This window comes from Psychrobacter sp. NPDC078631, from assembly GCF_050268165.1.
GTDB lineage: Bacteria > Pseudomonadota > Gammaproteobacteria > Pseudomonadales > Moraxellaceae > Psychrobacter.
In genome coordinates this window covers 444,141-457,305 of the sequence record NZ_JBNNGG010000003.1, presented here as the reverse complement: position 1 = coordinate 457,305, position 13,165 = coordinate 444,141, and the positions used below count along the sequence as shown (strand labels likewise).

The 13,165-nt window shown below is 44.5% G+C and carries 11 protein-coding genes; 4 read left to right on the top strand and 7 right to left on the bottom strand.

From position 1 onward, the window contains the following. Window positions 1-103: 103 nt before the first annotated feature. The gene (locus ACQKCP_RS10745) at window positions 104-1,000 is read right to left on the bottom strand and encodes an ABC transporter substrate-binding protein (RefSeq protein WP_427612310.1); all 897 of its coding nucleotides are present in this window, start codon (window positions 998-1,000) and stop codon (window positions 104-106) included. A 691-nt stretch (window positions 1,001-1,691) separates the two neighbouring features. Between ACQKCP_RS10745 and ACQKCP_RS10740 the strand changes: the two genes are divergently transcribed. Together ACQKCP_RS10740 and ACQKCP_RS10735 are read left to right on the top strand one after the other, a co-directional pair. Next, on the top strand, window positions 1,692-2,114 hold the full coding sequence (locus tag ACQKCP_RS10740) for a YbaN family protein (protein WP_427612309.1): 423 nt from the start codon (window positions 1,692-1,694) through the stop codon (window positions 2,112-2,114). A gap of 243 nt (window positions 2,115-2,357) precedes the next feature. Then, window positions 2,358-2,567 carry a cold-shock protein gene (locus ACQKCP_RS10735; RefSeq protein ID WP_045453470.1) on the top strand — a complete coding sequence of 70 codons (210 nt, stop codon included), beginning with the start codon at window positions 2,358-2,360 and terminating at the stop codon, window positions 2,565-2,567. 302 nt (window positions 2,568-2,869) lie between these two features. On the opposite strand, the gene ACQKCP_RS10730 is transcribed toward ACQKCP_RS10735, so the two are convergent. Next, window positions 2,870-3,991: a YeiH family protein gene (locus ACQKCP_RS10730; RefSeq protein WP_427612308.1), complete on the bottom strand. Its 1,122-nt coding sequence runs from the start codon at window positions 3,989-3,991 to the stop codon at window positions 2,870-2,872. Between the two features lie 221 nt (window positions 3,992-4,212). Here ACQKCP_RS10730 and ACQKCP_RS10725 point away from each other — a divergent pair, with 221 nt between their 5' ends. Continuing rightward, entirely contained in the window at window positions 4,213-5,148 is a 936-nt protein-coding gene (locus tag ACQKCP_RS10725; protein ID WP_427612307.1) for a LysR substrate-binding domain-containing protein, read from the top strand. 120 nt (window positions 5,149-5,268) lie between these two features. Here the strand turns inward: ACQKCP_RS10725 and ACQKCP_RS10720 are convergent, their stop codons facing one another. Continuing rightward, window positions 5,269-5,730, bottom strand: a complete 462-nt coding sequence (locus tag ACQKCP_RS10720) for a universal stress protein (protein WP_057761630.1) — start codon at window positions 5,728-5,730, stop codon at window positions 5,269-5,271. A 99-nt stretch (window positions 5,731-5,829) separates the two neighbouring features. After that, entirely contained in the window at window positions 5,830-6,291 is a 462-nt protein-coding gene (locus tag ACQKCP_RS10715; protein ID WP_427612306.1) for a universal stress protein, read from the bottom strand. A 296-nt stretch (window positions 6,292-6,587) separates the two neighbouring features. Between ACQKCP_RS10715 and ACQKCP_RS10710 the strand changes: the two genes are divergently transcribed. After that, the gene (locus ACQKCP_RS10710; protein WP_427612305.1) at window positions 6,588-9,668 is read left to right on the top strand and encodes an insulinase family protein; all 3,081 of its coding nucleotides are present in this window, start codon (window positions 6,588-6,590) and stop codon (window positions 9,666-9,668) included. 82 nt (window positions 9,669-9,750) lie between these two features. Here the strand turns inward: ACQKCP_RS10710 and ACQKCP_RS10705 are convergent, their stop codons facing one another. From ACQKCP_RS10705 to ACQKCP_RS10695, 3 genes are all read right to left on the bottom strand, one after another. After that, window positions 9,751-10,314 carry an NUDIX hydrolase gene (locus ACQKCP_RS10705; RefSeq protein ID WP_427612304.1) on the bottom strand — a complete coding sequence of 188 codons (564 nt, stop codon included), beginning with the start codon at window positions 10,312-10,314 and terminating at the stop codon, window positions 9,751-9,753. A gap of 245 nt (window positions 10,315-10,559) precedes the next feature. Continuing rightward, entirely contained in the window at window positions 10,560-11,840 is a 1,281-nt protein-coding gene (locus ACQKCP_RS10700) for an AGE family epimerase/isomerase (protein WP_427612303.1), read from the bottom strand. A gap of 4 nt (window positions 11,841-11,844) precedes the next feature. Further along, on the bottom strand, window positions 11,845-12,660 hold the full coding sequence (locus ACQKCP_RS10695) for an SDR family oxidoreductase (RefSeq protein WP_427612302.1): 816 nt from the start codon (window positions 12,658-12,660) through the stop codon (window positions 11,845-11,847). Between the last annotated feature and the right edge of the window lie 505 nt (window positions 12,661-13,165).

The window sequence follows — 13,165 nt, the reverse complement described above, 5'->3', positions numbered from 1 at the left end:
GACTGCGCTAACCTCATTATTCGATTACAGCTAAATAAAAAACCGCCATAGCAAATACTATGGCGGTTTTTTATAGTTCAAAATATCTTAACTTCTAGAATACCTACAGCGCCCAAAGCGATTGATATTGCTCATCAGTCAAGGTCACGATATCGATTTCGGCTAGCATCTTGCGCAGTTCTTCCCATTTATTTGCATCAGGCTTGATTGGCGTGAGCAATCTGCTCAGTGTATTATCAATAATGGCATCCATCAGCGTATCGGCTTCGGTTTTACTATAGTCATAATACATACGGTGAGCAGTCTCTGGCTCGTTTTTGCACAGCTCTGTCATCTGGTTGGTCACTTGGATAAAGATATCTATCGCTTCCTTTTTCGCGCTATAGATCTCATCCGTAGTCAGAATCTCTAACGCCGAAAAGTTCGGATAAGGTGACAGATGCTGATCGATAAACGTAAAGTCCAATCCTTCATGAGTCGCTTCAACGCCTTCAAAGTTATAAAAGCATAGCCATGCGCCATCGAGGCTTGGGTCCTCTTGCAGGTTTTTTATATGATAAAAGTCTTTTTGCACAAAAGTCACATTGTCACGGCTGATAGCAAAGCCATTTTTTTTGGCATAACGCGCCAATATCTCAAAGCCAATGCGATTGGTTTTTTCTTCAGCGGCAGGGGTGCAGATGCGAATCGGTTGATTGTTTTTGAGCTTATCCATACTAGACTGCTGCATCAATATGCCGCCATCGGTCTCAAAAAAACAGCCAAGCGCACGCAAATTCGGCGCGTAATGCTCAAACAGATGAATCGGCTCATTCACATGCAGATCGATACTTTGGTTCTGTAATTCTGCAAAGCCATCATAATGATCGTCAGGCTCGATGATAGTAATATCAAGACCTGCTTGCTCGTATGCGCCTGTGATCACACCCGCGATAAAGGGCAGATGATCAGGGTTTAAAAACCATTCGAGGGTCAGAGTAAGTTTGGTGGTCGGTTGCATGGTTGTTTCCTTTTTAGGTATGGGAAACAATCAGACTGATACGATTAAGGCAAAACAAGAAAGGCCAAATAAGAAAGGCGAGGTCTCGATGCTAACTGTCAGATGCTCGGCGTTTGATATGGTTATCACCAGTACATCATCTATAGACTGCTCTTATTTATAGACCTCTGAGGGCGTGTCACGCTTGTTTCCTACGTCAGTGCTAACTGCTTCAGGTTCACGGGTGTGTCTCAGCGATGATGTAGGCTGTGTCTACAGCGTTAAATCAAAGCACCCCGACAAGATTGATTGGTATGGCATTATTTTTGATCAGTACTGCTCATGGATATCATCGATAGTTACTGCGTCATCATAGACGACTTACAAGATGGGATGCAAGCGTATCAAGCACGACAATGACAGGTGATGATTGGTGTTCGTTAACCGCTCTTTATGATAGCTGTTGTCTACCACGGCTACTGATAGTTATTTTTAGCGACGGATTAATAAAAGAGTGCAGCATTTATTATTAGTGCTTACCCAATTACTAACCAAACATACTTATCAATAGCAAAAACCTTATATAAATAGTCTTGTGCACAGACGAGTGATATTGCATGATTAGCCTTCTATGCCGCTGCTTATATAATAGGCGCTACTCTAAACAATTGACATTTAGCATAACTGATAACTTACACGACCGACAACTTATATGACCGATAATAAAAAAGCGTTCTATTACCGACCCAAGACCGATCAATCCAACAGCCCAATGCTACGTTGGACCTTTTTGACGCTTGGTTGGTTGTTTTTTATCTTAGGTATTATCGGTATATTGTTGCCAGTGATGCCCACCGCGCCTTTTATCTTGCTAGCAGCAGGCTGCTGGGCGCGTAGTTCTCGACGCTTTCATTTTTGGCTGATTAATCATAAATACTTTGGCAAATTCGTCCGTGACTGGGAGGAGAATCATGCCGTTCCGCTTTATGCCAAGTGTTTAGCGACTGTTATGATGGCAGCATCGACAATTATGTTATTTTATCGTTTGCCTGCCGATATGATGTGGATAGCATGGGCGGTAGCCGCTGTCTGTAGTGGGGTAGCGATATATTTGTTCCGTTTACCAAATGCCTAAATCCGTTGCAATTTGCGCCAAAATCAGCCAATAAACGGCTCTGGTTACACGAAACATGAGATAAGACTTGCGATACTGGGATGTACCCCTTATAATACGCCCAAGCTTAAGAGCAGTTCTGCACCAAATCATTACCTCGTAGTATTAGTTATAATCCTTCGTTTTAATATTTATCGTTCAGTAGCTATTTGCAAGCGTTACCGGTCACTAGACCATTAATAAATTTAAAAGTAGGATTATACTATGTCAGACGTTCAAAAAGGTACAGTTAAGTGGTTCAACGAAGCTAAAGGCTTTGGTTTTATCGCTCCAGAAACTGGCGCAGACGTTTTTGCTCATTACAGCGAAATCACTGGTTCAGGTTTCAAAACTTTGGCTGAAGGCCAAGAAGTTGAGTTCACTGTAACTCAAGGCCAAAAAGGCCCACAAGCACATAACATCGTTGCTATCTAATTTGTCTTTATAGACAGATAGATGAATAGATGTAGAAAAGCGAACCTTCGGGTTCGTTTTTTTTCGTCTATGTTTTAGCATTTAGAGACTTGGTATTTACAGCATTAGTGTTTAAAGCATTAGTACTTGAGAGGCTGGTATTTAAGGTACTGGTATTAAAGTCAGTACTAGTCCAAGATTAAAAGTTTTAGCCAATCATATTAGACCAAATAAAAGATGCAAAAAGGCCTCCGACTATAGATAGTTGGAGGCCTTTTATATTGTGCAATGACATCAGCAGTTAAGAATGAACAGTCGAATTATTATATAAAGCTAATGCCGATATTAATCAGACCACCGCCCAGTATCAACCAACCAAACATAATAGCACCTAAGATAAGGGGTCTAACGCCAGCTTGCTTGATCGCACTCAAATGAGTGGTCAAACCTAGCGCAAACATAGCCATCGTCAGTAGTACATCATCTAGCATCACCATACTGCGTACGATACTCTCAGACATCGGCACCCAAGTATGTATCAACACAATGCCGATAAAGATAAACGCAAACCATGGTACTTTGACTTGTTTAACACGAGTCATAAATGACGCTGTCTCGTCTTTATTATCTTCTTCTACAGCCGCACTATCTACGGTGCGATCTTTAGTTAGCGCAAACGATAATACAAGCAGGAAAGGCGCGAGCATCATGACGCGTATCATCTTGGTCACGACAGCGGTATCACCAATCTCGGTATTAATTGCATTACCTGCGACTACGACTTGCGCTACTTCATGGACGGTTGAGCCAGTGTACATGCCGTACTGCTGGGCGCTTAGCCAAGGTTGTAACCAACCAAGATGATATAAAAAAGGATATAGCAACATCGCGATAGTGCCAAACACCACCACGGTTGCCACGGCGACAGTGACTTTATGGGCCTGCGCGTTGACCACAGGCTCTGCGGCAATGACGGCAGCAGCACCGCAAATACTTGCCCCTGAGCCAATCAAGATAACCGTTTCTTTATCGACTTTTAACCATCTAGTACCTAACCAATAGGTCAGCAAAAAGGTTGACGTTAGTACCAGCGCGTCAGTCATAATCGCTGGCATACCGACGCTCGCAACTTGTGTCATGGTTAACTTAAACCCATAAAACATAATTGCAAGTCGCAAGATTTGACCTTTGGCAAAGCAAACGCCACCGTTTAAACGTTCAGCGAATTTGGGATAGATAGTATTGCCTAATATCATGCCTAGCAATATCGCTAGCGTTAAAGAGGACAAGCCGACGATACGTCCGTTTGACCAGATATCCAAACTGCTGTCCAACCATAAGCAAAACAAACTACCAATCAGAACAACTACCAATCCCGTTAAGTGACGGTGATTGGGAGTATAGTTATGAACGGAGTTGCTGACTGATTGGACAAGTGTGTGCATGACGCGGCATCCTATTACTTATATTAAGATAAGCATAAGCTTATGAATAGACAGTATATGCCCACTGCATTTATAATAAAAACAGATTAATGAGATATAAACTATCGATTTTTTAGGTTAGAGATTATGATAGAAGTCGATATGCCGCGTATAAGCTGCAATGAAAGACATGCATATTGAACAAGACAAGCTAAAAAATGACATAAGGTATTATTGATATCATGAAAAAATCTGTGCAGACAGTGCCAAAGATTACGCTTAAGCAGCTCGCTGTTTTTGTCAGTATTTATCAGACAGGTAGCACCAGTCGCGCCAGTGAGGAGCTGCACTTATCACAATCAGCAGTCAGTAGCGCGTTGACAGAGTTAGAGTCTAGACTACAGATGCCACTATTTGAGCGCGTCGGTCGCCGGCTCAATCAGCATCCCAACGCTCATCCTATTTATATACAGGCACAGGCGATTTTGGGTCAGTCGCTCACGCTTGAGCATTATCATCAATATCAAGCAGGACAGATTCATATCGGTGCCAGTACTACTATCGGCAACTACGTGCTGCCGTCATTGCTTGGCAAGCTATATGAAGCGCTACCCGATGCTAATGTCGATATGTATATCGCTAATACGCAAGAGGTAGTGAGCGAGGTTGAGCAACTAAATATCGATATCGCGCTGGTAGAAGGAGTGCCGCGTCCGATAGATATGAAAGTTATTGAGCAGCGCGAATGGCGTACCGATACGCTAGTGATATTTGCCAAGCGTGATAGCAAGTGGCTAAAGAATGTGGCTACCTATAGCGAAGATAAGGACTACTATCAGCTGAGTATTAATCAGTTAGCGCAGTTGCCGCTATTGGTACGTGAGGCAGGGTCGGGCACACGGCAGATTATCGACGAGCAATTGCTTAAGTATCTACCCAATGCAGAAGTGGTAAAGGCCATACATCAATCCGAGGCCATCAAGCATATGGTGAGTACAGATATTGGTCTTGGTTGTCTATCGCAGCATGTGATTGAGACGGAACTCGCGAAAGGTGAGCTAGTACAGGTAAATGTAGCGGGAATTGATCTATCAAGGACATGGTGGCTGGTCTGGCACAAAGCTCGGCACCAAAGCCCCATTTGGCAAACCTTTATAGATATTATTCAACAAGGTTAAACGATAAGACTGGATGAACTTAAAATCTATTAGCCATAAAAAAGCGCAGCGTCAAAAGTTACGCTACGCTTTTTTGTTTAAGATATGCTTGATATTAGATAAGACAATCGAAGCATATTGTTATGCTGAAACAGGCTTGTCCAGTCGCACTACAAAGCTGTCGCAAGGTACATTGGGCAAGATATTATCCGCAGTTGCGCCACTGATCCATGCAGCGATACCAGTACGCTTATGACGACCGATGACCAATAGGTCGACATCGTGTTTATGACAGTAGCTGACGATACCTTCACTGCTAGAAATGGCAGTCGTGACTTCCGACGTTGCTGCATTTAGCTGATTGCGTTCAAGGAATTGCGCCAGCTTTGCACGCGCTTCTTGGCAGCGTTCATCATCAATCTCATCGTATAGACTAGAGGCGGGTACCAGCTCGTAGCCAAAGCCAACCATGGTGTCTTTGACAATATGCAAAACAGATAGCTTAGAGCCTGGACGGTTTTCGACGATGCGCTTGGCCTTTTGGGCGACTATATCTGCATCAGAGAGTAAGTCGGTGACCAGTAAAATATGTTCGTAACTCATAGCGTCTTCCTCATGTCAGATAGTATTTACTATAGCACTACTCTAGGGCGCTGTTAAGTAAAGCTTGTCGTCTTTAGCAGCGGATTAGAGCGATGCCAATTATTCCAAGACAGGCTGATCAAGCTTCACCACTAAGCTGTCGCAAGGGGCATTTGGCAAGATACTGTCGGCAGTGGCTCCTACCAACCAAGCCGCAATACCATGGCGCTCATGACGTCCAATGATAAGTAAATCGACCTCTTTTTCACGGCAATAGTTAATGATACCTTTGCTATTAGAGATGGCAGCGGTGACCTCAGAGTTGATTGCTTCTAGCTCGTTACGTGCCAAAAATTGCGCTAATTTAGCCCGTGCTTCTTGCCACTTTTCACTATCGACATCACCCGAGAGGCTAGAGGACGGCACGAGCTCGTAACCGAAGCGCACCATGTCATCCTTGACTATATGCAAGACAGACAGTCTGGCTTCAGGAGAGCCTGCGAGAATACGTTTGGCTTTTAGCGCCACTTTGTCCGCATCAGACAGCAAGTCAGTGACCAGTAAAACGTGTTGGTAGCTCATAAAGTACTCCACTCCTGTTAATAGTTAACTTTATAGTAGCAGTGCAGGACTTCTTTGTTAAGCGATAAATCCATAATAAAATTGTGGATATTTATAAATTTGTAACTATAAGGCTTTAATAGCTAAAGTTGATAGCCGCGTAGATTATGTGGTGGATTATTGCATGACTGCTGCCTTGACTTATCCATGTCGCAGCCCCACTAATAGCGCTAAGCCAACTCTTTTTTAGCCAATTTATTACTCTATTTTCCCTGACAGTCAGGGCACTATACGCATAATAAGCGATAAGGATAACTATGACGGACACGCCATTTACTGCTGATTTAACCTTGCATCCAGCATTTGAGCTGATTGAGCATCGCCATATTGAGGCGCTATCGATGGATGTGCTGATCAGTCAGCATGTAAAAACAGGAGCGATGCATTATCATCTGGCCCATCCAAGTGATGAAAATGCGTTTTTGGTCGGTTTTCGCACCCAGCCAATGGATTCAAAAGGCGAGGCGCATATCTTAGAGCACGTGGCATTATGTGGTTCGAACAAGTTCCCAGTACGTGATCCGTTCTTTTCAATGATTAAACGTTCGTTAAATACGTTTATGAATGCGATGACCGCCGCTGATTGGACGGCCTATCCGTATGCCACGCAAAACAAAAATGACTACTTTAACTTGCTTGCTGTCTATCTAGACGCGTCGTTTTTCCCAAATATCCATCCGCTCGATTTTGCCCAAGAAGGCATCCGTGTAGAGCTTGATGAAAATGATAAGCCGCAGTTTAAGGGTATCGTGTTTAATGAAATGAAAGGCGCGATGAGTGGCGAGATTGATCAGCTATATCATACGGTTGCTCATCATCTGTTCCCAACGACGACCTATCATTATAACTCAGGCGGCGATCCTGCTGATATCCCTGACTTAACGCATACTGAGCTGACCGAGTTTCACCAGAGTCATTATCATCCGTCAAACAGTGTCATCATGAGCTTCGGTAATATCCCTGTTGCTGAGACGCAAGTCAAAATTCATGAAGATGCCTTGATTCAGTTTGAAGTAGGCAAAAAGCATGTATCGCGTCCAGAACAGCGTTTGTCTGCACCAATCAGTGCGGTCGATACTTATACTGCTGACGAAGCAGGCCCAGATCAGACGCATCATGTGGTTGCTTGGTTACTACCATCGATTACCGATCCTAAGCAGCGTTTGGCATTGCGTCTATTAGAAGGTGTATTGATTGAGCATGCAGGCTCGCCATTGCGTGCTTATCTTGACAGCCATCCACTAGGTAAGGCGCCAAGTCCACTATTGGGTCTTGATGACAGTCATTATGAGATGGTCTTTTATACGGGTCTGCGCGGCTCTAACCCTGAGCATGCCGAAGCGGTCGAGCAGGGCATTATTGATTTGCTGACCGAAGTGGCAAATTCACCAGTTGATGATGAGACAATCGAAACTATTTTGCATCAGATTGAAATTGATCAGCGTCACATTGGTGGCGATAGCATTCCTTATGGTCTAAACCTGATGCTAGAGGGCTTTAGTACCGCCATTCATGATGGCAACCCTATCGACGTTTGGGAAGTGGATGAGCATCTACAGTGGCTACGTGAGCAAGTCGTCGATCCGCAGTGGCTACCGAACTTGATTAAAACGCATCTATTGGACAATCAGCATCGCGTACGCGTGACGATGACCCCTGATAGCGAAAAAACAGCCCGTTTGGCAGCAGCTGAGCAGACTCGTTTGGATACTATCGCGATGGATTTGACTGCTGATGACAAGGCTATTTTAAAGCAACAAGCCTTAGATTTGGCTGCACGTCAAGCTGCGCCAGATGATTTAAGCTTGTTACCAAAAGTAGGTCTAGAAGACGTACCAACGGATATCAGCTTTAAAGAAGGCACGCAAAAGCAGGTGCGTTTGAGCGGGCAAGACAGCACGCTATTTGAGTATGAAGCTGGCACTAATGGCATTTATTACTATCAAGTGATTGTTCCGCTTACTGAGGCCATCGGTAATGCGAGCGCAGATGAGCTACCAGTTAATGATGTGATCAATCATCCATTACTACCTATTTATTTAAGTCTATTGTCTGAGCTAGGTACTGACACGCTCAGTGCTCATGAGATGCAAGCCAAGCAGGCAGCGCATTCTTCTGGTGTGACTGCACGTATCAGCCAACGTACCAACGTCGATGATAGCCAAGCGATTAGCAGCTACTTTGTTGTAGCAACGCGTGCGCTAAATCGTAAGCCTGAAGCGATTGATTTGCTCAAAGAAGTGATGGAGCACAGTATTTTTTCTGAGCATGACCGTATCAAAGAAATCTTGCAACAGCGTCAAGCAGGTTGGCAATCAAATCTAGCAGGATCTGGTCATTCATACGCCATGCAAACGGCCAGTCGTGGCATGAGTCGCCAAGCGCAGTTGGAATATGTGCGCAGCGGCCTACCAGCATTGAACGCACTTAAGGATTTCTTGGCACATGCTAGTACAGATGATGCTCAGTGGGATCAACTGGCTACGAGCTTGATGGATTTACATCAACGTCTGATCAGCTTGCCTAAGCATGCCGTTATTATCTGTGAAGCAGAGCAAACCGAACGCTTGAGTAGCTTAATTGTTGATAGCTGGAAAGACAGCCAAGCGTCGACCGCTTCTAATGATCTAACGAACGCAGCAGCAAGTATCCCAAGTGAGTTTGCAAACCTGCAATTAGATACTGCGCTAAATGGTGCGACTGATACAGTCAAAGCATTAGAAAATGGCGACGATGTTAAAAATGACGTGCTAGATGTTGCAGATTTAGCATGGCTAGTACCAACTAACGTATATCATAACGCCAGTGCTTATACCGTACCTGCTGCTGACCATCCTGATACCGCTGCACTCATGGTATTAGCGCCTTACTTACGTAACGGCTATTTGCACAGTGCGATTCGTGAGCGCGGCGGTGCCTATGGTGGCGGTGCAGGTTACGATGCCAACGCTTGTGCCTTTAAGTTCTTTAGCTATCGCGATCCGCAATGCGCTGAGACTTTTGCTCACTTTGATGCCAGTATCGAATGGCTATTAAACGAGCCACAAACCGATGAACAGCTGGAAGAAGCTATCTTAGGTATTATCTCAGGCATGGATAAGCCGGGCTCTCCTGCAGGCGAAGCAATCAAAGCGTGTTTTGCTAACTTGCATCATCGCGGTGTTGACTGGCAGCGTAAAATGCGTGCGTCAATATTAGCCGTGACGGTCGCTGATTTGCAGCGCGTTGCCAAGCAATATCTGCAAGGTAAAAAGCATGTACGTGCCGTGCTAGCGCCTTATGACAAAGAAGAGGCAGTAAAAGGCCTAGGCTTTGAGGTTTGTAGAATTAAGAGCTAAGACAATTAGGTTTGTTTTTGATTAAAAGTTAAGCACAAAAAAGCCAAGCATCATGCTTGGCTTTTTGCGGTTAGGTAATTGACTAATATCGCTTGATACTCAAATCTTTGCCAATTTTGTCTTGATGAATCGGAAATTCTGATAGCTCACTGAACTGCTTACGATCAGCAAAGTAGCTTTTTAGAGTACGGCGAATGGCTTCAAACGCCAGTGTATCCCATGGGATATCTTCTTCGCTAAACAGGGCACAGTCGAGACTTTCTGAGCCAATACCATACGCGCCATCTTTTAGATCGGCCAGATAGATAGAGTAGATCTGCCCAATATCTGGTAGGTCATAAATGCAGTATAGATGCGGATTCAGTACGATGGCATCAGCTTCTTCATAGCTCTCGCGTGCGGCGCCTTCAGCCATGGTTTCGCCGTTTTCCATAAAACCTGCAGGTATCGTCCATAGCCCATATTGTGGCTCAATCGCTCGGCGGCAGAGTAGCACTCTGTCTTCATGTACCACCAGCGAGCCACAGATAACTTTTGGGTTTTCGTAGTGGATATAGTGGCAATTAGGGCATACCAAACGCGGCATATTGTCCGTAGGTGGGATTTTTCGTTCTGCTTCATGACCGCATTGGAGACAATAGCTCATACCAACTACCTTTATTAATAAATATTGTGTGTCCACTTATCTTAAAAGTTTTTTTGCCGTTCTGATGTTTGCTTTTGTATACAGCAATGATAGTGGAAAATGCTTTTAAGCATATCCTTTAATTTTTCACGAGAAAAGCTATTTTATTTAATTTTTATGATTACAACAAAAATGCTCTGACAGCGTATTTCAATCGCCATCAAAGCGTTCTTATCTTATCGAGTATATCCTACATAACAATTAAGTTATAGGAATTGGGTTTTTGTTTCGAGCATCTGTGTGCGTAATCCACCAGCTACCGAGGCAGAGGTAGGAATCAATGGCGTTACAGTGGCTTGAAAGTCATGATAAAGATCCTCGCGCGTCGGATACACGACCGTACTTAAGTTGCCATCTGCATCTACCTCATGACGCCAACCGCCATGCTCAAGATCAATCAAAGTACTGGCAATATAATCCCAAGCTAAACGGTAGTAATGTTCAAAGCGTGGATCATCCGTACGGCGCGATAGCATCAGCGCGGTATTAGCCATCTCAGCCTGTACCCAGTAAGGACGGTTTGGTATTGAAATCTCATCATCCCAGCCGATGGTATAGACCATGCCAGATTGACCGTCAGGTGCCCAGCCGCGCTCGATAGCGCTATCAAATAATGCGGTAGCATCAGGTAGCAGCCAATCAGGTACGTCATAACCATGCGCGATACAAGCAGACTCAACCTTGAGCAGCAGTCCTGCCCATTCTGCAAAATGACCAGGTGTGAGCCCCCAAGGTCTCAAATCATCAGAAGGTTCATTCGCATCGTAGTCAGGTAACAGATTCCACTTGCTATCAAAATGTTCAGGTAGGCGACCATCGTAATTACTAGGAATATCATGGCCGAAACGCTTGGCTAAGTGTAGCGCACGGTCTAGCCAACGCGTCTCACCCGAGGCATCTGCCAGTGCTAAGCAGGCTTCGGTCGTATGCATGTTGCAATTGGCGCCGCGATAATCTTCAGGATCAGACCAGTCAGCCGCAAAAGAGGGCAGCATCGATTGTTCATTTTCTAACCAGAAGTGCTCATCGATAACGGTTATTGCAGCTTGCATGAGCTCTGAACCGCGCGGGCGACCAGCAATGCTAGCAGACGCGCCAGCCAGAGCGACAAAGGCATGCAAATAGGCGTTTTTGCGTGATGGGTTTTCATGAGTTGAAGAAGCATCACTAAACCAACCGTCATGCACCGAGTCGTGTAATGGGCCATCAAGCAACGCATCTATGCCATGGTCAGCAAGTGTTGCTGCACCCGGTATACCCATTAGTGCCGCTAGCGCGTAGCAATGCACCATCCTTGCAGTGATGATACTCTTTGCTGTGTCATCTACCATATTGCCGTCGTGACCGAGAGTAGCAAACCCTGAGGGCACGCGCGCTTTAGCATAATGGTTAAGCAAACGTTGCCCTTCAGCAAGCAACCAGCGGCGATGAGTACTACTATCTGCCCAACAGACAGATAGCAAATCAGAGGAGTCAGGAGAGTCCATGATATCAGCCATTGGTAATCATGCCTCCGTTTATGTGCAAGGTCTGACCAGTCACGAAGCTACTGTCTTGGCAAGCAAGAAATACATAGGCAGCACCCATTTCACGTGGCTGACCCATACGCCCCATTGGTGAAGACATAGATTCTAAAATATCTTTGTCAAAGTCTTTAAATACCAGTTGAATCTCGCTCACTACAGGGCCTGGTGCCACCTGATTGACGCGAATACCGCGACTAAGTAGTTGTTGCGATAGAGCGCGAGTATAGCCGACGATAGCGCCTTTGGTAGCGGTATACGGCACCAATACATCGTTGCCGACATACGCATTAACAGATGTCGTATTAATGATGCTATCACCTTCTTTCATATGCTCAAGGGCGGCGCGGGTTGCATAAAACATCCCTGCCATATTGACATCGAAATGCTGTTGCCAGTCTTTATCACTGACCTCAGACAAATCATGATACGGCTTTTGCATACCAGCATTGTTGACTAGCACATCAATGCCGCCCCATTTTGCCACGACGGCTTCTACTGCCTCTTTGCAACTACTGCTATCTGCCGTATCACCCTGCAATACCAACGCGTCTGCGCCTTCTGCTTCAATACCTTCACGTGTCTCATTCGCGCTTTCTTCATCAGAGTGATAAAGGATGGCAACTTTGGCACCTTCGCGTGCCATATGAAAAGCCACTGCGCGGCCGATACCGCTGTCTCCGCCAGTGATTAAAACGCGCTTATCAGCCAGTTTTCTTGAGCCTTTATAATTATCATTAATGTATTCAGCAGGTGGCATCATTTTGTCGATTTGGTCTGTCATAATCTGTATCCTTTGTTCTTTTGAGGTGTCATCTATTTTTATTACAGCAAACCTATGACGCTGGCATCGATATTTTTATAATGCTATTTTAGAATGTCTGCCTCATAGCCTTACTAACGACTATCATAATACTCAGATGCATTTTTTGAAATATTACTCAGTTAATGTTTGGTAATTTAAAAATGCGGTTATGAGACTTATTACCATGAACGAATATCAAGCAAAAAGGATATTGAGAAAGTCTCATTCAATAAATCTATTACCGTCTAAAGTAGACGGGATAAGGTATTGAGTAATTTAAAAAGGTGTGAATACACAGCAGAAAACAGTCATTTAGTTGAAAAACTCACCTTAATGGAGGCTCAGTCTACATAACAAAGCCTATACATAAGCGGCAAATAATTTTATATTTATCATAGTAACCCGATATATGTATAGCAATCAGCCGATACGTTAATGAATCGCACTTTGCCTGAAACAACATCAATATGAGATGCATCTACTA

Bases quoted from the DNA above. Each gene is read 5' to 3' on its own strand.
- ACQKCP_RS10740 (WP_427612309.1), top strand. From the start codon at position 1,692: ATGACCGATAATAAAAAAGCGTTCTATTACCGACCCAAGACCGATCAA.
- ACQKCP_RS10700 (WP_427612303.1), bottom strand. From the start codon at position 11,840: ATGGACTCTCCTGACTCCTCTGATTTGCTATCTGTCTGTTGGGCAGAT.
- ACQKCP_RS10730 (WP_427612308.1), bottom strand. From the start codon at position 3,991: ATGCACACACTTGTCCAATCAGTCAGCAACTCCGTTCATAACTATACT.
- ACQKCP_RS10720 (WP_057761630.1), bottom strand. From the start codon at position 5,730: ATGAGTTACGAACATATTTTACTGGTCACCGACTTACTCTCTGATGCA.
- ACQKCP_RS10710 (WP_427612305.1), top strand. From the start codon at position 6,588: ATGACGGACACGCCATTTACTGCTGATTTAACCTTGCATCCAGCATTT.
- ACQKCP_RS10725 (WP_427612307.1), top strand. From the start codon at position 4,213: ATGAAAAAATCTGTGCAGACAGTGCCAAAGATTACGCTTAAGCAGCTC.
- ACQKCP_RS10705 (WP_427612304.1), bottom strand. From the start codon at position 10,314: ATGAGCTATTGTCTCCAATGCGGTCATGAAGCAGAACGAAAAATCCCA.
- ACQKCP_RS10695 (WP_427612302.1), bottom strand. From the start codon at position 12,660: ATGACAGACCAAATCGACAAAATGATGCCACCTGCTGAATACATTAAT.
- ACQKCP_RS10715 (WP_427612306.1), bottom strand. From the start codon at position 6,291: ATGAGCTACCAACACGTTTTACTGGTCACTGACTTGCTGTCTGATGCG.
- ACQKCP_RS10735 (WP_045453470.1), top strand. From the start codon at position 2,358: ATGTCAGACGTTCAAAAAGGTACAGTTAAGTGGTTCAACGAAGCTAAA.
- ACQKCP_RS10745 (WP_427612310.1), bottom strand. From the start codon at position 1,000: ATGCAACCGACCACCAAACTTACTCTGACCCTCGAATGGTTTTTAAAC.